Origin of the sequence: Candidatus Spongiisocius sp. (assembly GCF_965221825.1) — a bacterium.
Classification (GTDB): Bacteria; Actinomycetota; Acidimicrobiia; order Spongiisociales; family Spongiisociaceae; genus Spongiisocius.
The window spans coordinates 1,886,947-1,904,383 of the sequence record NZ_OZ244917.1 but is presented as its reverse complement, the minus strand read 5'-3'; the positions used below and the strand labels follow the sequence as shown (position 1 = coordinate 1,904,383).

The window sequence follows — 17,437 nt, the reverse complement described above, 5'->3', positions numbered from 1 at the left end:
TTGCGGGCGGAGTGATCTGGACCGCCATCGACGCCTCTGGATGCGTCCTGCCTCCTCAACGTACCGTGCGGGTACGCCTTCGTCAGCAAGTCCTTGCCATAGACGCCGCCGGCGGCGCCATATCCCACCGCCACCCCACAGACCGACCACGGGACCCGCGATTACTAACGAACGCGCATAGCGAGAACACGCCCTAGCCGGCCCACACCTTCGCCGGGACACCACCGCAAAGCGGAGCGGGTCTTCCGTCTAGTGTCTGCCGACTTTCTCCTTTTGTCTTGCCTGGCGCGTCGCTGCGGTCTTCGCCGTGGCGGCAGACCAATCGGGCACGAGATCCATGACGAGATGCCGAATCTCCGGTGTGACCAGGGCCGTTAAGCCGGCCGGCCGTGAAGAATCACTGCTAATACATCACCAGGCCGCCGCTCACGTTGATGGTGGCGCCGTTGACGAAGCTGGCGTGGTGGGAGGCTAGGAACACCGCCACGGCCGCTACCTCCTCGGGACGGCCCATCCGGCCCAGGGGGCATTGGGCGGCGGTGCGCTCGGACAGCTCGGCGGGATTGTCCAGGTGTTGCATCGGGGTGTCGATCTGGCCGGGCGAGATGGTGTTGACCAGGATCCCGTGGGGGCCGAACGTGCGGGCGAGGCCCCGGGTCATGGTGACGATGCCGGCCTTGCCGATCACGTAGGCGTCGCTCCCGAGGAACGGACCGGTCAGCCAGGCCATCGAAGCGAAGTTGATGATGCGCCCGCCCCCGCCGGATGCCACCATCGCGTTCCCCGCCTCCCGGCTGAGCAGGAAGGACGCCTTCACGTTCACGTCCATCTGCAGGTCCCAGTCCTCCTCCTTGACCTCGTCGAGGCTGCGCCGGCGGAGTACCGCGGCGACGTTGGCCAGCGCCCACAGGTCTCCGAGGCGCTCAACCACGGAGGCGACCATTTGAGGTATGTCCGAGGTGTCGGAGAGGTCGAACACCACCGGCAGGTGGCCGGTGCCCTGGAGTTCCGACAGGGTGGATCGGAGGCCCGGCTCGTCGCGGTCGATGGCCGCCACGCGGGCGCCGGCACCGGCCATCGAGATGGCGATGGCGCGGCCGATCCCTCCGGCGGCGCCGGTGACGATCACGCCGCGGCCTTCCAGCCCGGCGCCCAGATGCCAGGAGTGGTCCGGCCGGTTCGGGCCGTCCGAGGCCGATGGGGCGGGGCCGGTCATGGCTGTCCGGCGGCGTTCGTCGGGGCCAGGCCCGGGATCGCCAGCAGGCGGGCCGGGTTGGCCACCATCAGGGTTTCCACCTCCCGGTCGCCCCATCCGGCGCTCCGGAGGAGCGGGACCACGTGATCGAGGATATGGGCGTATCCCCAACCCCCGTAGGCCAGCAGGCGGGTCTTCACCCCGCCCATGTCCTGGGAGACGAACACCTGGTCGGCGAAGCCTCGTTCGGCCAGGTCGGCGATCCGCGCCACCACGTCGAAGTCGCTGGGCGGGTATTTGCCGAGGCCGATCAACGAGTGGTCGAAGCCCATCAGATCGAAGCCGAGGTTGGCGCCCCTGGCCAGCAGGTCCAGCAGGTAGGGCGGCCGGCCGACCGCCGTGTTCATGTGGCCCAGGATCACCCGGCGGAGGTCAACACCCTCCGATTCGAGAACATCGAGCACGTATCCGCCCTCGAAGCCCCACGGATGGACATGGATGCTGATCGGCAGGCCGGTCTCGAGATGGGCCCAGGCCGCGGCTCGGACGATGCGTTCCTCCTCCGGGTGGACCGGGTTGCCGGTGCCGATCTCCCCGATGATTCCGGGACGGATACCGGTGTCGCTCACCCCGTGGCGCCACTCGTCGATCAGCTCGTCGGCGATGGCCTGCGTAGTCCGGCTGGAGGTGCCGGGTGGATGGCTTCCGGCCAGGTAATAGCCACAGCCCATGATCACCTGCACACGGCTCTGCTCCGCGATCCGGCGGAGGATGCCCGGATCCCTTGACAGGTGGCTGGGGGTCACCTCAACGATGGTGCGGCCTCCCGCGGCGCGGAACGGTTCCAGCTCGGCCACGACCTGATCGGGATCGGTCTGGTGGTAGTTGTCCGGGAAGCCGCCCGGGTTCCATCGGGCCTCGGTGGCCGTCTCGAGGGTCAGGGGCGCCTCCGAGACCGCCGGGTAACCGTGGATGCGGAGGATCGGTCGGCAGTCGATGTGCAGGTGCTCGTGGATGTGGGTGGGACCCAGATCGGAGACCGGAACGGGTCCCTGCACGGTCATCGCCCAAGCTCGTCCGTCCGGACCCGCCACGGCGGTCACCAACCCGATCCGAAGCTGATCACCGAGCGAACCACCCGACCGGCCCGTAGGTCGTCCAGTGCCTCGTTCACCTGATCGAGCGGCCGCCGATTCCGGACCAGGTGGTCGGTGGTGATGGCGCCGTCGCGGTGGAGGTCCAGCACGTCACGGATGTCCTGGGGGGTGAAGCCGCGGGAGCCGGTCAGGCCGGCCTCCTTCCAGATCAGGTCCATGGCGTTGACCGGGAAGGGGTCCAGGGTGGCGCCGACCGCGACCACCCGGCAGCCGATGCCGGCCGACGCGACCGCTTGAGCGAAGACCTCTGCCGACCCGACTGTCTGGATGATGATGTCGGGCCCTCCCGGTCCGGCCGCGTCCTGGACCTGCTGGGCGATGCCGGGGCCGGTCCGGATAGCGGCCTCGGCCCCCATCCGGCGGGCCAGCTCGAGGCTGGCATCGGAGCGGCTCACCGCGATCACGCGGCAGCCCAGGTGGGCGGCCAGCTGGACTGCGTTGGCCCCGATCCCTCCTATCCCGAATACCACCACCGTCTCGCCCGGCCGCGCCCCGGCCCGCTGCACCAGAGCGTGGTATGGCGTTGCCACCGCATCGGTCAGCACCGCTACGGCAGCCGGGTCATCGTGTTCGGTCACCGGAATGACCGACCGGGCGGGGATGGCCACCCGCTCGGCGAAGGCGCCGCTGAACTCCACGCCCATGCGGCGTACCCCCAGGCACATGTTGACCCGTCCGGACCGGCAGATCCGGCACGCCCCGCAGTGGTCGATGTAGTAGAGGGCGACCGGCTGGCCGATGACGACCGTATCGACTCCGGGCCCCAGGGACGACACCACCCCGGCCGCCTCGTGGCCAGGGATTATCGGCAGGGTCGAATCGAAGCCGCCCTTCTGGAGGAACAGGTCGCTTCCACAGACGCCACAGGCCCGGATGTCGACCACGACTTCTCCGGGACCCGCGATCGGGTCGGGAAGCTCGGTCAGTTCTAGCGGCTCACCGTATCCCTGGAGGACCGCGGCCCGCACCGGCTACCCCAGGCCGGGCAACCCCAGCGAGCCGGCGTCCGGCATGGGCGGAGTCTCGAAGTGTGACGATCCGAACACTTCCGGCTTCTTGCGCCCCACCCGGGTGTAGTACTCCTCGGGCGTCTGGGTGGGATCCTTGAACATTTCCCACTGGCACTTCTGGCGCACTTCGGGGTCGGGATCGGTGTCCGGGTAGATGGGCGGATCCACGGTGCGGACCGGGTAGCCGAAGCGGTCGATCGGCATCTCCTCCATAAGGATGATGCAGTGCGCGCAGTAGAGGCAGACCCCCTTCTGGAAATGGTTCCAGGAGGCCTCCTCCTGGCTGACCCCCCAGTTGTACGGGGGTTCCATCCGGGCGGGGGTCCCCTCGATCCAGTCTCCCCGGATGGTGCGGCCTCCCGATGCGCAGGGGTCGAACCGCAGGATGAAGCGGTCGTCGGTCTCGACCAGCTCGAAGTCTCCGGTGCGCTCCGGCCCCACCAGGTGGCCCCGCATGGACTCGCACGCCACGTTCATCAGGGTCTCGAGTGCTTCGTCCCAGGGATGCTTATCGATGTCGAACTTCTCGTAGCGCCACGCGAACAGTGGCTCCAGTACCAGCTTGTACATGTCCACGATGCCCTGCCCGCCGAACCGCTCCTGGATCTCGGACATGAGGCCGTAGGTGTGATCGACATCGCGGTCGTGGGTCTGGCGCCACGTTTCCTTCATGGCGTCGAGCGAGTCGAGGGCTTGATCAGGCTCTTCCCGGAAGAGGTGGGACAGCAGCTTTCTCTGCTCCCGCTTGAAGCGGTCCCAATGCCGGTGCGCGTTCCAGGGCGAGCCGTCGGGGAGGGCGATCTTGGCGACGATGCCGGCGTTGACGCCAGCCACATCTTCGGGAGACAAGCCGTTGTTCTGCAGGAAGTTGCTCAGGTCGTTGATCCACTGGCGGTAGAGGATGAAGCAGACGCTGGCCTCGTCGATGAAATAGTCCGCCAGATCTGCGGCATCGTCCCAGCGTTCCTCGGCCACAGCCTCGCGGATCTTCCGGTAGGTAGAGATCTTCTGGTCTTCCCAGGTGCCGAGGCGGATCCGTCTACCGAGCACTTCTGAGAACTCGATACGGGTCTCGGTTGTCATACCTGCCTCCTTGGGGTCTCTCGCTGGGGATCTGTCGGTTGCCCGTGGCGTGGAATCGACGCTACCGGCAGTCTACGGCCACGGCCAAAGCGCTGCAGACCTGGCGCATCCGCTCGCCGCTGAGCCGTCCGAGCCGCGAGGTGAGATGGGCTACCGAGACGTTGAAGGTCGAATCCAGCTGCACTACGCTCGGACGTGGTATCGGGTCATCTCCCGGCTCGAGCACGACCTCGGTGGCAAGGTTGCGGGTCACCGTACTGCACGGCGCCCCGATCACGCGGTGTAGGGCGGCGATCGCCGCGTCGCGCGACAATACGACCACCGGCCGCCGGTGTATGTCGGGGACCTCGCACCACCACACCTCGCCTCGCTGCGGTAGGGCTTTCACGCAGAGCCGACCGCATCCAGGAAGTCGGCCGGGTTGCCCCATTCGTCCTCGGTGTCGAGTGGCAGGGCTTCGTAGATCCTGTATGACAGGTCGATCTCGGCGGCGCGCAACTCAGCGCAGAGCGCGGCCAGCGCCCGGTCGAGCAAGGTGGCGTCATTCAGATCCGGCAATGCGGCTCTCGCCTGCTCCAGTAGCCCGTCACTTACGGTCGTGCTCACGCGAATCCGTGGCATGGCATAAAGACAGCACGAATGTGGCATTGCGCCTCGCCTAGCTACCTGTTGTGGCCCGCAACCGCGCTGGATAGGAGGGATTGGTCCCGCCGGAGGCCTCTCGCACCCTACCCTGAGCGCCATGCCGCGGAGGACACGATGAGGGCCAGGGTCTTGGTCGCCGTGATGGTTCCGTACTGGGGATTCTGGGAGTCCAGTGCGGGGGGCGCCGCCTTCCGCTCCGACCGGCGGGACCTGCTCGACGACGTGGTCGAGTGCCTGGCAGGGGCGGATGTCGATGTGGTGTGGTCGGGCATGGTCGATTCACCGGAGGCCGGGGCCACCGCGGCGGAGGCGATCAGCGCCGCCGGTGCGCAGGTGCTGGTAGTGGCGCAGTCGATGGCGGTTCCTCCTACCTATGCCATGGCCGCGCTCGACCGGTTGGGCGACCTGCCGGTGGTGGTGTGGGCGGTCCAGCGGTGCCGGACGCTCCGGACCGGCTTCGACCAGTCGGACATCACCACGATGGGCGCAACGGTGGGCACGCCCATGCTGACCAACCTGCTGGTCCGGTCGGGAAGGCCCTTCGAGCTGGTGGTGGGCGGGATCGGTGACGGGCCGGTCGTCGAGAAGCTGGCGGGAACGGTCGGCGCGGCTGCGGTGGCCGGCTCGCTGGCATCGGCGCGTATCGCCCGGGTGGGACGGCCTATCGACGGATATGCCTGCGTTGACGTCGATGATGAGGTTCTGATGGCCGCCACCGGCATCGAGCTGATCCCCGTCGACCCGGCCGAGATCCGGACCCTCTATGACGGCGTGTCCGATATGGCGGGATTAGAGGCCGAGGTGGCCGGCCGGTACGAGGACGCAACGGAAGACCCGGAGGGAACCACGCGTTCCCTGCGGCTGGCGGCGGCGATCGAGGAGTTGGATCGGGTGCGCAGCTTCGATGCCGGGGCGATGAACTGCCACGTGGCGGAGATCAGGTTCGGAGAGGAGCCGGGGGTCACCCCGTGCTTCGGTCTCGGCCGGGAGACGACGCGGGGCGTGCCGTGGAGTTGCGCAGGCGACGTGCTCACCGCGGTGGCCATGCTGGTCGCCAAGCGGTTGGGGGGAGCGGCGCTCTACCACGAGATCGAGGCGATCGACTTCGATACCGGCGAGGTGGCCATCGCCAACTCCGGGGAGCACGATCTCGGCTGGTGCCGTGGTGGCGCCCGGCCCCGGCTGCAGCCCAATCCGTGGTACCGGTCGGATCCGATCACCGGCCTCAGCGCCTGGTTCGAGTTGCCACCCGGCCCGGCCACCCTGGTGGGATTCACCCCCCACCACGACGAGCCGAGCGGGTTCCGGCTCATCGCCGCCGAGGGCGAGATCACCGGCAGGTCGTTCCCGGACAGCCCCACGGTGGGGGGCGCCTTCCGGTTCGCAGGCGGGAAGCCGGTTGGTGAGGCATGGCGCCGCTGGGCCCTGGCCGGTGCCAACCATCACAGCGCGGTCGCTCCGGGATCCCTGGCGGCCGGAGTGGGTGTCGTCGCCCGCTACCTCAGGATCGGCTACGTTCGGATCACCTAGCTAGCAGGCGAGGGCGGTTCGCAGCGCGGCGCAGGCTTGGGCGAGGCGGTCCGGGCCGAGGGTGCAGATGCGCTCGACGAGAAGGGCTTTGGGCACGACTCTTATGTTGTCAAAGCTGGCGGCGCACTCTGCGGGCATGCCGTCGTCTGGCCCTAGCCGTAATTCGGTCGGGATGTCGCGTATGGTGCGGGTTACAGGCGCAGCAACCAGGTGGTTCAGGACCGGAATGGCCGACGGCCTGGTCATGATGAGAAAAGGGCGTCGCCCGAGATCCTCGATCTCCCCCCACCAGACCTCCCCACGGCGCTTGCTGGTCACCAGGGTTCCTGGGCGATGGCGTCTCGCATGGAGGCTAATGCGGCTTGTGCCTCTGCCGGGGTAGGCGGGTGGCGGGTGTACCCATTGATGATCTGCCGGTCTACCCGGCGCTGCCGCTCGCCATTGACGATTGCCACGATCCCGGCCCGGATCGCCGCAGCCCGAGACCGGTACACACCGCCCGCCACGAGGGCATCGAGGTCGGCGAGCAAGGTCTCGGACAGGCGCACCGGTATCTGCCTTGTATGCATCCCCTACAGTATATCACTTTTGGGATTCATTGTGGCGCTGACGTGGCGAGGCGGAAGCAGAAACTTGACCCGCGGTCTAGTCCATCAGACGCTGGTGTCCCGCCGGCGGAAGAGGACCAGAGCCACCCAGGCCATGGCTACCGTCCCGGCCAGTAACAGGAAATAGGACGGCTCGAACCCTTTGGCGAGAGGTGGGGCGTCGCCGAAGTACCAGTAGAAGGGCGAGACCAACCGGATCGGTCGGAGGCCGTCCGCCAGGGCGCCCAGGCCGTTCATCAGGAAGGTGGCCAGGGCTGCGATGCCGGCGATCCGGACGGCCGGCAGGGACGTGCCCTTGGCGGCCCATAGCAGGAGCGCCAATCCGGCGAAGAACAGGCCGAGCAGGTAGAGCCCGGCGCTCGCCGCCAGGATGGGCCCTAAGCCGAGTTCGGTCTCCCAGCGGAGGTCAGCCGCCAGAGCCACAACGGTGGGAATCAGTACCACCACTCCGGCCGAGAGAGCGACGGCCGCCAGCTTGGAGGCGACGATCCGGCTCCGGGAGGCCGGCTGGGCTAGTTCCAGGTCGAGCACACCGGAGGCCTCCTGGCGGATCAGAGCCATCGACACCCCCCGAACGCAGAAGAAGATCACCACGATCGGGCCGATCGACTGATGGCTCCGGGATGAGACGAACCCGGCCGGAGTAACTATCGCTTCGGGGTTGGTCAGACCGAACATGGCGAACACTTCCCGGGGCATCGAGGTGACCAGCGCGGCCAGCGCGTCGGCATCCTGCGCGAGGGCCGGCCAGGCCGAGAACATGGCCAGGGACAGCACACCGAGACCTCCGCCCCAGGCCCACACCGACCGGCGGCGATCCCAGATGACCTTGCGGAACGGATCGGTGAGAAGCCAGGCCGACCGGGGTTGCCGGACTCGGGGCCGCGCTCGCCGCCGGACCTTGACATCGGGCAGGGCCGCCCGCTCCGTGGCGATGTCCCTCCGTTCGAACAACAGCACCGCAACCGCCAGCAGAACGACGGTGGTCACCAGCAGCCATATGTGGCCGGCGCCGAATCCTGTGATCAGCGGGTTGGGCTCGCGGTACCAGGTGAACGGGCTCACTGCACTTGCCCTCTCCAGCCAGGGGAGCAGGCCCGAGAAACTGGTGACGAACCAGGCGAGGAGGGCCAGGAGCCCGGCCATCCCGCCGGCCGCTGTCGACCGGCCCGTAAAGGCCCCAACCAGCAGGGCTACCGCGCCGAAGGACGTCCCTAGCAGCCAGAGGGACAGGCCGGCCGCCGCCACGCCCACCACGGGCAGGTCCAGGCCGAAAACCGGGTTCGCGGCCAGGAGCGCCACGGTGATCACGGCCACCATCAGCAGCGCCGCCGCCGCCACGCCCCCTGCCTTCTCGAGGAAGACCCTGCGCCGGGACACCGGATTGGACAGCACCATGTCCATCAGCCCTTCTCGTTCCTCGGTGGCGGTCTCGGCGACCACCGCGCTGATCACGAAGATGAGGATCAGAAGCGGGGCGAACAGCGCGAAGAACTCGGCGGACAGGAACCCCGCCGCGGTCAGGAAGGTGGCCAGGTCGGTTCCGAAGGCGGTCAGCATCTCCGGCGGGACACGCTCCATGATGTCGGTGAAGCCCTGGTTGTCCCGAAGGATCGGGAATAGCGCACCGAGCCAGAGGACCAGAGCCACCAGACCGAGGCTGTTGCCGACGAGGGCGCGGCGCCGGTCCCGGAGGCTCTTGACCAGGATTGCGGCGGTCAATGCGCCCGGCCTTCCGGTCCGGACTCGGGGTCCCCCGGCCCGTAGTAGGAGAGGAAGACGTCGTCGAGGTCGGCTTCCTCGGTGTGGACAGCTATCGCCCCGGCGTCCGCCGCCGCCCGGATCACCGCGTCCTGCGGGCCGGAAACGCTCAGGCGTAACAGCTTGCCGCCGTCATGGGCATCGACCGACGTGACTCCGCGGAGACCGGCGAAGCCGGACGGGTCGGCGGGCGCGGCGAACTCGACCGACAGGTTGGACTGGATCCTGGTGCGGAACCCGTCGAGGGTGTCCACCGCGATCAGACGACCCTGGCGGACGATCCCCACCCGGTCGGCGATCCGCTGTACCTCGGGCAGGTAGTGCGAGGACAGAAACACGGTGCGGCCCTCGGCTCGGACTTCGCCGAGTAGGGTCGCGAACTCCTGTTGCATCAGGGGATCGAGGCCGCCGGTCGGCTCGTCGAGAATCAACAGTTCCGGCTCGTGCATGAACGCGTTGACCAGTCCCACTTTCTGGCGGTTGCCCTTCGAATACTCCTTGATGCGCCGGTTCAGGTCCAGCTCGAACCGTTCGGCCAGCAGGGTCGTGGCGGCGGAGGTGTCGACACCCCGGAGCCGGCTGAAGTAGAGCAGGAACTCCCGTCCGGTCATCGACGGGTAGAGAGCAAGATCTCCGGGCAGGTATCCGACGCGGCTCCGGATGGCCACCGAGTCGGCCGCCATATCCATGCCGAGCACGGTTCCCGAACCCCTAGTCGGCTGCAGGAAGTTGAGGAGCAGGCGGATGGTGGTGGTCTTGCCGGCGCCGTTGGGGCCTATGAACCCGAATACCTCGCCCGACTCGACGGCGAGGTCGAGGTCGACGATGCCGGCGGCGTCCCCGTAGTACTTGGTGAGACCTCGGGTCTCGATAGCGTCTGACATGCCCTACCTACCTTCCCGGGACGAATTGGTGGAGATGAAGGCCAGCACCCGCTCCCAGGCGTCGATCGAGTCTTCCTCGAACTCATGGAGCCGGCGGTCGAAGAACGAGTGTGGAGCGCCCGGGTACACCACGACCTCGTGGGGAACTCCGGCTCCCGCCAGGGCATTCTCCAACTCCTCCACTTGCTCGAGCGGGATGCTGGGATCGTCTCCGCCCATCAGGGCCAGTATCGGGCAGGCCATGCCGGCCACTCGATCTATAGCCCCGGCGGTCTCCTCCGGGCGACGGGGCTTGCCGTAGAAGCCGATGGCTCCGGAGAGCTCAAGGCCGTTGGCAGCCTGGTGCCAGGAGGCGGATCCGCCGAAGCAGAAACCCATGGTGAAGATCTTCCGGTCAGGATCGGATGCCCGGAGATGGGAGACGGCCGCGGCCACGTCGTCCCGGATTCCCGCGAACGTGGTGTCGTGGAGATGGGGCCAGAAGTCCCAGTCGCCGGGTCGCTCGCCGAGGCCGGCGGTGCGTCCGAAGTAGTCGATGGCGACGGCATCGTGGCCGGCGTGGGCCAGCAGGAGGGCCAGCTGCTTGTAGAAGCGAAACAGGCCCCGCACGTCCGGCAGGACCACCACCGCGGCCATCGACGGCGTGGCTCCGGTGGCCTCGAATGCGGAGAAGCGGTTGCCGTCCCGGGCCGTCAGCACCAGGTCGCGGCCCCGCGCTTCCCGAACGCCTCTCGGGATGGGAGGAGCGGAGTCCTGATCGAAACACACGTCCGCCTCCTCCACCGCCCGGTTGGCCGGAAACATTGTATATGGGAGTTCGGGCTAGCGGCCCGGCGGATGGTTCCGCTACACGGCGGTATAGGTGATCCGCAGCATGCCGGCGGTCAGGCGCAGCACATCGCCCTGATGGCCCGGCAGAACCGCGGCGTGGTGGGTGGCGCCCGCCTCGCACCACCGGGCGTAAGCCTCGGCCACGTTTCCCGAGTCGAATCGGAACATCCCGTTGGGTCCCTCCATGGCGTGGTGCTTCGAGTCGAGGATCTCGCCCTCGGCGCCCACGAGTACCCATCCGTTGCTGTGATCGAGGGGACTGAGGCTGATAAGCGTGGCCGGCCCCGCCGGGAGCTCGAAGGCAACCGCGGTCCCCGGTCCGTGATCCCCCATGTAGTGATCCTCGGGGAGCAGGGTCACATCGGATGACGCCGCCCGGATGGTTGGATCGCCCTCTCCGCCGTTGGCTACCAGTATCCAGTTCCCCGGGAAGTCGACTTGGTAAAGCTCGCAGTAGAGGGCCGATCCGGCCAGGCGCTTCCCCATGGCCAGCGCGATCGCGGTGGGTATGTCCCCGGTGCAGGCGAAGGGCAGCCCCACCTCGGTGCACAAGGCGACTCCCAGGCAGGCGGTCACGCCCACTTCCGGGTTCCAGCGGAGAGCGTCGCCGTGGCAGTTGACCGCCCCGGCGCTCGCATCGTTCCGGCGGCACAGTTCCTTCATAGCCAGGGCGAGCCGGGCGGAGCGGGCCAGGACCTGGTCGTCAACCCGGCCGGCTTCGAAACGGTCGCGCAACTCGCAGACGAGAGCGGACACCTCGCCGTCGCCCACGGCCCCGAAGGCGGCAGCGATCCCCGGCGGGTCAACGTCTATGACCTCGACTCCCAGACCGACCAGTTGCTCGCCGGTGACCTCCACGTCCATGTAACCCGCAATGGGTTTGCCGATCGTGAGCAGCCGGGACTTGGTGACCGAGGCGGCGGCATCCGCTGCCCGCAGCGTATCGCCGAGAACGGTGTCGAGATCATCGTCGATTACCGAAGAGACCAGCGTGGTGAACTGCCGGCCCATCCTGACCAGCACGTTGGTGAACATGACCAGACCGACCGTCAGGCTCCTGCGGGTGGCCTCCTCGGTGGCGTAGTCGTCCGGCACCTCGGTGAGCTCCTGTGCCCCGACCGCTACCACCGGAACCCGGGGGAGGTTCCGGATCGCTTCCCATCCGTAGCTGGGCGGGGCCGCCATGGTGGGTACGAAGACGATCACATCGAGATCGGACCGGGCGAACAGCAGGCCGGCCTCCCGTCCCGCCTCGTCGTTGTCGACCACGCCCGGGTAGACGACCGATCCGAATTGCTCCAGCCGGGTCCGCATGGCCTCGGCGAAGGCCGTGCGCTCCTGCCGGAACTCGGGCGGCATGGCTGCATCGAACAGCCCGAAGTAGACGGCTAGGAGGCCGATCCGGAGCGGTGGGTTGATTCCAGGCATACCGATCCTCGGCGTGGCTGGCCCCGATTGTGACACACCGGCGGGCATGTTCGGCCGCGAGGCGCCCGTGATAAGGTATCCGGAGTCGGATTCCAGGTGCCGAAGCGAGCCGCCGGCCCGGTATCGCGAGGGCTGGAACCTGCAGGGGAGGAGTCATGACCCACTCCCATCCGTTCGATCCGGGTAAGTAGCTGGTATGTCGTTGGAAGCGATTCTGGTACTCGCCATTCTGGTCGGAACGGTCGCCCTGTTCGTTGCCGAGAAGTACCCACTCGACATGGTGGCGTTGCTCGGTCTGGGCGCCCTGCTCGCCTTCGGCCTGGTCACGCCGCAGGAGGGGTTCTCCGGCTTCAGCAATCCGGCGACCCTCACGGTGGCCGCCATGTTCGTCCTGAGCGCGGGTCTACAGAAGACCGGTGCCACGGCTGCGGTGGGCCGGCTCATGGTGCGATTCGGCAAGGACCACTACACCGCGCTGGTGGTGGTGATGAGCACGATCACGGTGATGTCGGCTTTCGTCAACAACACGGCGGCGGTGGCGGTGTTCATCCCGCTGGTCACGATTCTCGCCAACCGGCGCCGGATCTCGGCCTCCAAGCTGCTCATCCCGCTCTCCTACGCCTCGCAGTTCGGGGGTGTCTGCACGCTGATCGGCACCTCAACCAACCTGCTGGTCAGCTCCATCTCCGAGCAGGCCGGTTACGGCTCGTTCAGCATGTTCGAGTTCAGCCGGATGGGCCTGATCCTATTCGTAGCCGGTGTCACATTCTTCCTGCTGTTCGGGCGCTGGCTGCTCCCCGACCGCACGGTGAGCGAGCTCGCCAGCACCTACAACCTTGGCGAGTACGTCACGGAGATGCGGGTGCGGAGGAACTCGCCGCTGGTCGGCCAGACCGTGCTGGAGAGCCGGCTCGGCGAGGAGCACGACGTGACAGTCCTGCGCGTCCTGCATATAGGAGAGGCCGGATGGGCGCCGCTCCGCCAGGTCCTCGAACCCGATCACGTACTGCTGGTGCGCGGCGAGATCAGCGAACTCATGCTTCTCCGCGATTCCATGGGCCTGGAACTCAATGTCGACTTCGAGTTGCGCGATGAGACGCTCCAGACCGAAGACCTGCGTTTGGTACAGGCCCTGGTCGCTCCGGGGTCTGAGCTGGTCGGCCACACCCTCAAGGAACTGGACTTCCGGAACCGCTACAAAGCGCTGGTGCTGGCGATGCAGCGCAGGGGCGAGACGATTCACGACCAGCTCAGCACGGTCGCGCTCAGTCTTGGCGACGCCATCCTGCTCCAGGCGCACGAGGCGGAGATCAGGGCGCTGCGACGCAACAGCGATTTCATCGTGCTCGACGAGGTGCCCGGGACGGCGCTGCGGCACCGCGCGCCCCTGGTGATCGCGATCCTCGTCGCTGTCGTAGGACTGGCGGCCTTCGAGGTCTTCCCGATCCTCGTCACCGCGCTGCTCGGCTGCCTGGCCATGCTGCTCACCCGGGTCCTGCGACTGGACGAGGCGTATCACGCCATCAACTGGCAGGTCATCTTCCTTCTCGCCGGCATCCTCCCGCTCGGAATAGCCATGCAGACCAGTGGCGCGGCCGAGTTCATCGCGGAGCGGGCTGTCGGGGTGGTGGGCGACATGGGACCGGTGGCGGTCCTGGCCGTCATCTACCTGATGACCTCGGTGATGACCGACACGATGAGCAATGCCGCGGCCGCGGTGCTCCTCGCGCCCATAGCCATCTCGACCGCGGAGCAGATCGGCGTCGACCCGCGGCCCTTCCTGATGGCGATCACCTTCGCTGCCTCGACCGGGTTCTCCACGCCCGTCGGCTACCAGACGAACACGATGATCTACAACGCCGGTGGCTACAAGTACACGGACTTCCTGCGCACCGGCGTTCCCCTCAGCATCACCTTCTGGATACTGTCGGTGATCTTCATCCCCCGTCTCTGGTCGTTCTGATCCCACGGATGAACCGCAGCGCTGGCAACACCGGAGGCGGGACGATGGAGTACTTCACAGCTAGTGGTCTGCCTGCCAGACGACATGGCGTGCTCTGCTTGCCATCGGCGCCCCTCGCTGCGTTCCGCCTCTTCAACGTACCGCTTCGGGTACGCCTTCGTCAGCGGGCCTCGCGAGGAACGCCCCTGCCGGCGCATACCGCGCCGCAGTTTCACAGACAGACCACTGGGTCCGTCAATCCGGCGACTCCTGCCGTGGTGGCTGCCTCGTGACCTGGCAGATCGCGTTCCTGATCCTGCTGCTGGCGGGGATGGCCTACCTGTTCCTGACCGCCAAGCTACCGGTGGATCTGACTGCATTCCTGGGGTTGGCGGTGCTGATCCTGGGAGGGTATGTCGGGCCAACGGAAGCCTTCAGCGGCTTCGCCTCGCCCGCAGTGATCACCATGCTGGCCATCTTCATCATCAGCGCCGCTCTCCTATATACGGGTGTAGCCGACACGGTGGCGTCCAAGGTCTACACCCTCGTAGGCAGCAAGGAGATCCCGCTGATCATCACGCTCATGCTGGTGTCGGGCATCCTCTCGGCGTTCATGAACAACATCGCCGCCACCGCGGTCCTGATGCCGGCGGTGGCGGGGATCGCCAGGCGGGCCGGGCTCCCGGCCTCCCGACTGATGATGCCCCTCGCGTTCGGGTCGATCCTGGGTGGTACCACCACCATGGTGGGCACCCCGCCCAACATCGTCGCCGCCACCATCATCGCCGAGCGGAACATGACGCCGTTCGGTCTGTTCGACTTCACCCCCATCGGGCTGGTGCTTCTCGGCGCAGGGATCCTGTTCATGATCACGATCGGGCGACGGCTGCTGCCCAGCCGCCACGCCGGTCCCGCCGAGTCGGCAGCGGAAGAGCTGACCCACATCTACCATCTTGAGGAGCGGCTGTTCACGATCCGGATTCCCGAGCCGTCCGCCATGGACGGCGTCACCCTGTCCGATGCCAACCTGTCCGGCGCCCTGGGTATCCAGGTGGTGTCCATACACCGAGGTGCCAAGCATCTGTCCCCGACGGCCGACACCCTTCTCAGGGGCGGCGACGTTCTCCTCGTGGAGGGAAGGCTGTCGGACCTCGAGGATCTCTTGCGGGTGGGGGACGTGGAGCTCCGGCCGACGTCGACCCGCCAACTCCCGAGGCCGATGCGAGGCTTCACAGCCATCAGGTTCGAGGTTCCCGCCTCGTCCGGCCTGGCCGGAAGGACCCCGCGCGAGGCCCGCTTCAGGGAAAGCTACGAGGCGGTGATCGTGGGGGTGGAGCGGGACGGAGAGGTCTTGCGGGAGAACCTGGCTACCCGGACCATCCTCGCCGGGGATCATGTGATCGCTATCGGGCCCCGCTCGCAGCTGCTGGAGATGCAACCGGACCCGAACTTCCTGGTGAAGAACCTGGGCCTGGCGGCGATGCGGGCCTTCGAGGGTTATCTCTCCGTGCTCCGGGTCCCGGAAGGCTCTTCGCTGGCGGGCGCGACGGTGGGATCGAGCCGGCTGAGCGAGCTGGCGGGCGTCACGGTCGGCGGGATCATTCGCGATGATGTCACCCGTCTCGACGTTCGTCCCGACGACGTGCTCGAGGCCGGCGATGGTCTGCTGGTGGCGTGCGAGCCGGCCCGGTTCGAGCGGTTGGTCCGGCTGGGTGACATCGAGGTGGATTCGCGGGTGGGTGAGGGAGGACTCGAGTCGGAGAACTTCGGCATCGTCGAGGTGGCGCTGGCGCCCCGCTCGGCGGTGGTGGGCAAGACCTCCCGCGAGCTACAGTTCCGGGATCGTTACGGGCTCCAGTTGCTGGCGGTCTGGAGGGACGGACGCTCTATCTACGAGGATCTGGCTGATCTGACGCTCCGTTTCGGTGACGGGTTGCTGGTGCAAGGTCCCTGGGAGCGGATCCGTCTGCTCGGTTCCGACGCCAACTTCGTCGTGCTCTCACCGGCCGGGATGCAGCCTCGTCGTCCCAAGAAGGCCCCGATCGCCCTGGGGGCGTTATTGCTGATGGTCGCGATGGTGGTGCTGGGTCTCCAGCCCATCCATGTGGCCGCCTTCGTCGCCGCCAGCCTGGTGTTGCTGCTCGGTACCGTCACCATGGAGGAGGCGTACCGGGCCATCGAGTGGCGCACCATCTTCCTGGTGGCTGCGGTCCTGCCGGTGGGCATCGCCATGGAAAGCACCGGCGCGGCGTTGCTCCTGGTGAGCAGGGTCAGCGAATGGCTGGGACCGATGGGCCACATGGCCATCCTCATCGCGCTGGTGGTTCTGGCCAGCCTCCTCAGCCAGGCTCTTGACGGGGCCCCCGCCGTGGTCCTTCTGGCGCCGGTCGCCCTGGAGACGGCTGCCCAACTGGGCATGAACCCCTACGCCGCCATGATGGGGGTGAGCCTGGCCGCGTCGGCCGCCTTCATGACACCCTTCAGCCACAAGGCCAACCTCCTGGTCATGGGTGCCGGCGGTTACCGGGCCGGCGATTACGCCCGGGTCGGAACCCCCCTGACCGTCGTGGTCCTGGGCATAGTGGTGGCCCTCGTACCCGTTTTCTTCCCTGTCTGAGCCCGATCGTCCCGTCGGAAACCGGCGTGCAGCCGATCCTCGCGGACGCTCCTAGGCTGGTGAGATGAGCGAGCCGAACAACGTGGTCGGTGAAGGGGGTCAGCCGGCGAGGGTGATCCTGCGAGGGTCGCTGCGAGAGACGATGAAGGCGCCTCCTACCGTCTACCGCACGGTGGGCGGCCAGGACTTCTTCGACGCTCTCGTCGACCGTTTCTACGACGCCGTGGAGCGAGACCCGTTGCTACGGCCCATGTACCCGAGGGACCTGCGGGGATCTAGGGAGCGACTGGCCGGCTTCCTGGCCCAGTACTGGGGCGGGCCGCCGCGATACAGCGAGAAGCGCGGCCATCCCCGCCTGCGGATGCGCCACCTGCCCTTCGCAATCGGCCCGGCCGAGCGCGACGCATGGATGGAGCACATGACGGCTTCTCTAGATGCGGCGACCCTCGCCGACGGCACCGGCCGCCCGCTTCCTGCCGAGATCCGGGCAGCCATGTTCGACCACTTCGACAACGCCGCCACCCACCTGATCAACCAACCCGACGCAACGCCGGTGGACGAGGGGCCGCCGGCGCCGGCTGTTCTGTCGGTGGACGACATCAAGGCTCGGATGGCCGACGGTCGGAGACGCTTGGCGGAACATGACATTCCAGCCCGTGACGTAGAGCAGCGTCTGGCGTGGAAGGAGGCCCGCGGTGTCGATACGACGGTAGAGCGCCGAGGTCTGGAATGAAGGCCTCCCAACT

General features: G+C 67.4%; 16 protein-coding genes. 4 read left to right on the top strand and 12 right to left on the bottom strand.

Annotated elements, in window-relative coordinates:
* Window positions 1-403: 403 nt before the first annotated feature.
* The 6 genes from ACOQPD_RS08990 to ACOQPD_RS08965 form a co-directional block, all read right to left on the bottom strand.
* Entirely contained in the window at window positions 404-1,216 is an 813-nt protein-coding gene (locus ACOQPD_RS08990) for an SDR family NAD(P)-dependent oxidoreductase (RefSeq protein WP_420611617.1), read from the bottom strand.
* Window positions 1,213-2,298, bottom strand: coding sequence for a phosphotriesterase family protein (locus ACOQPD_RS08985; RefSeq protein WP_420611616.1), 1,086 nt, complete (start codon window positions 2,296-2,298; stop codon window positions 1,213-1,215). Before ACOQPD_RS08985 ends, ACOQPD_RS08990 begins: the two co-directional genes overlap by 4 nt.
* Window positions 2,295-3,320 carry an alcohol dehydrogenase catalytic domain-containing protein gene (locus ACOQPD_RS08980; RefSeq protein WP_420611615.1) on the bottom strand — a complete coding sequence of 342 codons (1,026 nt, stop codon included), beginning with the start codon at window positions 3,318-3,320 and terminating at the stop codon, window positions 2,295-2,297. The genes ACOQPD_RS08985 and ACOQPD_RS08980 overlap by 4 nt, the downstream gene beginning before the upstream one ends.
* A 3-nt stretch (window positions 3,321-3,323) precedes the next feature.
* On the bottom strand, window positions 3,324-4,445 hold the full coding sequence (locus ACOQPD_RS08975; RefSeq protein ID WP_420611614.1) for a hypothetical protein: 1,122 nt from the start codon (window positions 4,443-4,445) through the stop codon (window positions 3,324-3,326).
* Window positions 4,446-4,506: 61 nt separating this feature from the next.
* Window positions 4,507-4,833, bottom strand: a complete 327-nt coding sequence (locus ACOQPD_RS08970; protein ID WP_420611613.1) for a type II toxin-antitoxin system PemK/MazF family toxin — start codon at window positions 4,831-4,833, stop codon at window positions 4,507-4,509.
* The gene (locus ACOQPD_RS08965) at window positions 4,830-5,051 is read right to left on the bottom strand and encodes an antitoxin MazE5 (protein WP_420611612.1); all 222 of its coding nucleotides are present in this window, start codon (window positions 5,049-5,051) and stop codon (window positions 4,830-4,832) included. The genes ACOQPD_RS08970 and ACOQPD_RS08965 overlap by 4 nt, the downstream gene beginning before the upstream one ends.
* Window positions 5,052-5,204: 153 nt before the next feature.
* Here ACOQPD_RS08965 and ACOQPD_RS08960 point away from each other — a divergent pair, with 153 nt between their 5' ends.
* Window positions 5,205-6,620: a hypothetical protein gene (locus tag ACOQPD_RS08960; RefSeq protein ID WP_420611611.1), complete on the top strand. Its 1,416-nt coding sequence runs from the start codon at window positions 5,205-5,207 to the stop codon at window positions 6,618-6,620.
* Here ACOQPD_RS08960 and ACOQPD_RS08955 read toward each other — a convergent pair whose 3' ends face one another.
* From ACOQPD_RS08955 to ACOQPD_RS08930, 6 genes are all read right to left on the bottom strand, one after another.
* Window positions 6,621-6,938 (bottom strand): type II toxin-antitoxin system PemK/MazF family toxin, encoded by a 318-nt coding sequence (locus ACOQPD_RS08955; RefSeq protein WP_420611610.1) that lies wholly within the window; start codon window positions 6,936-6,938, stop codon window positions 6,621-6,623. It lies immediately after the preceding gene.
* Window positions 6,935-7,189: a hypothetical protein gene (locus tag ACOQPD_RS08950; RefSeq protein ID WP_420611609.1), complete on the bottom strand. Its 255-nt coding sequence runs from the start codon at window positions 7,187-7,189 to the stop codon at window positions 6,935-6,937. The genes ACOQPD_RS08955 and ACOQPD_RS08950 overlap by 4 nt, the downstream gene beginning before the upstream one ends.
* A gap of 84 nt (window positions 7,190-7,273) precedes the next feature.
* Entirely contained in the window at window positions 7,274-8,950 is a 1,677-nt protein-coding gene (locus tag ACOQPD_RS08945) for an ABC transporter permease subunit (protein WP_420611608.1), read from the bottom strand.
* The gene (locus ACOQPD_RS08940) at window positions 8,947-9,873 is read right to left on the bottom strand and encodes an ABC transporter ATP-binding protein (RefSeq protein WP_420611607.1); all 927 of its coding nucleotides are present in this window, start codon (window positions 9,871-9,873) and stop codon (window positions 8,947-8,949) included. Before ACOQPD_RS08940 ends, ACOQPD_RS08945 begins: the two co-directional genes overlap by 4 nt.
* A 3-nt stretch (window positions 9,874-9,876) precedes the next feature.
* The gene (locus tag ACOQPD_RS08935; protein WP_420611606.1) at window positions 9,877-10,677 is read right to left on the bottom strand and encodes a dienelactone hydrolase family protein; all 801 of its coding nucleotides are present in this window, start codon (window positions 10,675-10,677) and stop codon (window positions 9,877-9,879) included.
* 42 nt (window positions 10,678-10,719) lie between these two features.
* Window positions 10,720-12,132, bottom strand: a complete 1,413-nt coding sequence (locus ACOQPD_RS08930) for a hypothetical protein (RefSeq protein ID WP_420611605.1) — start codon at window positions 12,130-12,132, stop codon at window positions 10,720-10,722.
* 196 nt (window positions 12,133-12,328) lie between these two features.
* On the opposite strand from ACOQPD_RS08930, the gene ACOQPD_RS08925 reads away from it, so the two are divergent.
* From ACOQPD_RS08925 to ACOQPD_RS08915, 3 genes are all read left to right on the top strand, one after another.
* Complete coding sequence (locus tag ACOQPD_RS08925) at window positions 12,329-14,095, top strand: SLC13 family permease (RefSeq protein WP_420611604.1); 1,767 nt, start codon at window positions 12,329-12,331, stop codon at window positions 14,093-14,095.
* Between the two features lie 268 nt (window positions 14,096-14,363).
* A complete protein-coding gene (locus tag ACOQPD_RS08920) occupies window positions 14,364-16,691 on the top strand; it encodes an SLC13 family permease (protein ID WP_420611603.1) in 2,328 nt (775 codons plus the stop codon).
* A 64-nt stretch (window positions 16,692-16,755) separates the two neighbouring features.
* Window positions 16,756-17,424 (top strand): hypothetical protein, encoded by a 669-nt coding sequence (locus tag ACOQPD_RS08915; RefSeq protein ID WP_420611602.1) that lies wholly within the window; start codon window positions 16,756-16,758, stop codon window positions 17,422-17,424.
* Window positions 17,425-17,437: the final 13 nt, after the last annotated feature.

Coding starts and splice junctions, on each gene's coding strand:
- ACOQPD_RS08950 (WP_420611609.1), bottom strand. CDS start 7,189: ATGCATACAAGGCAGATACCGGTGCGCCTGTCCGAGACCTTGCTCGCC.
- ACOQPD_RS08940 (WP_420611607.1), bottom strand. CDS start 9,873: ATGTCAGACGCTATCGAGACCCGAGGTCTCACCAAGTACTACGGGGAC.
- ACOQPD_RS08930 (WP_420611605.1), bottom strand. CDS start 12,132: ATGCCTGGAATCAACCCACCGCTCCGGATCGGCCTCCTAGCCGTCTAC.
- ACOQPD_RS08990 (WP_420611617.1), bottom strand. CDS start 1,216: ATGACCGGCCCCGCCCCATCGGCCTCGGACGGCCCGAACCGGCCGGAC.
- ACOQPD_RS08925 (WP_420611604.1), top strand. CDS start 12,329: ATGTCGTTGGAAGCGATTCTGGTACTCGCCATTCTGGTCGGAACGGTC.
- ACOQPD_RS08975 (WP_420611614.1), bottom strand. CDS start 4,445: ATGACAACCGAGACCCGTATCGAGTTCTCAGAAGTGCTCGGTAGACGG.
- ACOQPD_RS08935 (WP_420611606.1), bottom strand. CDS start 10,677: ATGTTTCCGGCCAACCGGGCGGTGGAGGAGGCGGACGTGTGTTTCGAT.
- ACOQPD_RS08915 (WP_420611602.1), top strand. CDS start 16,756: ATGAGCGAGCCGAACAACGTGGTCGGTGAAGGGGGTCAGCCGGCGAGG.
- ACOQPD_RS08960 (WP_420611611.1), top strand. CDS start 5,205: ATGAGGGCCAGGGTCTTGGTCGCCGTGATGGTTCCGTACTGGGGATTC.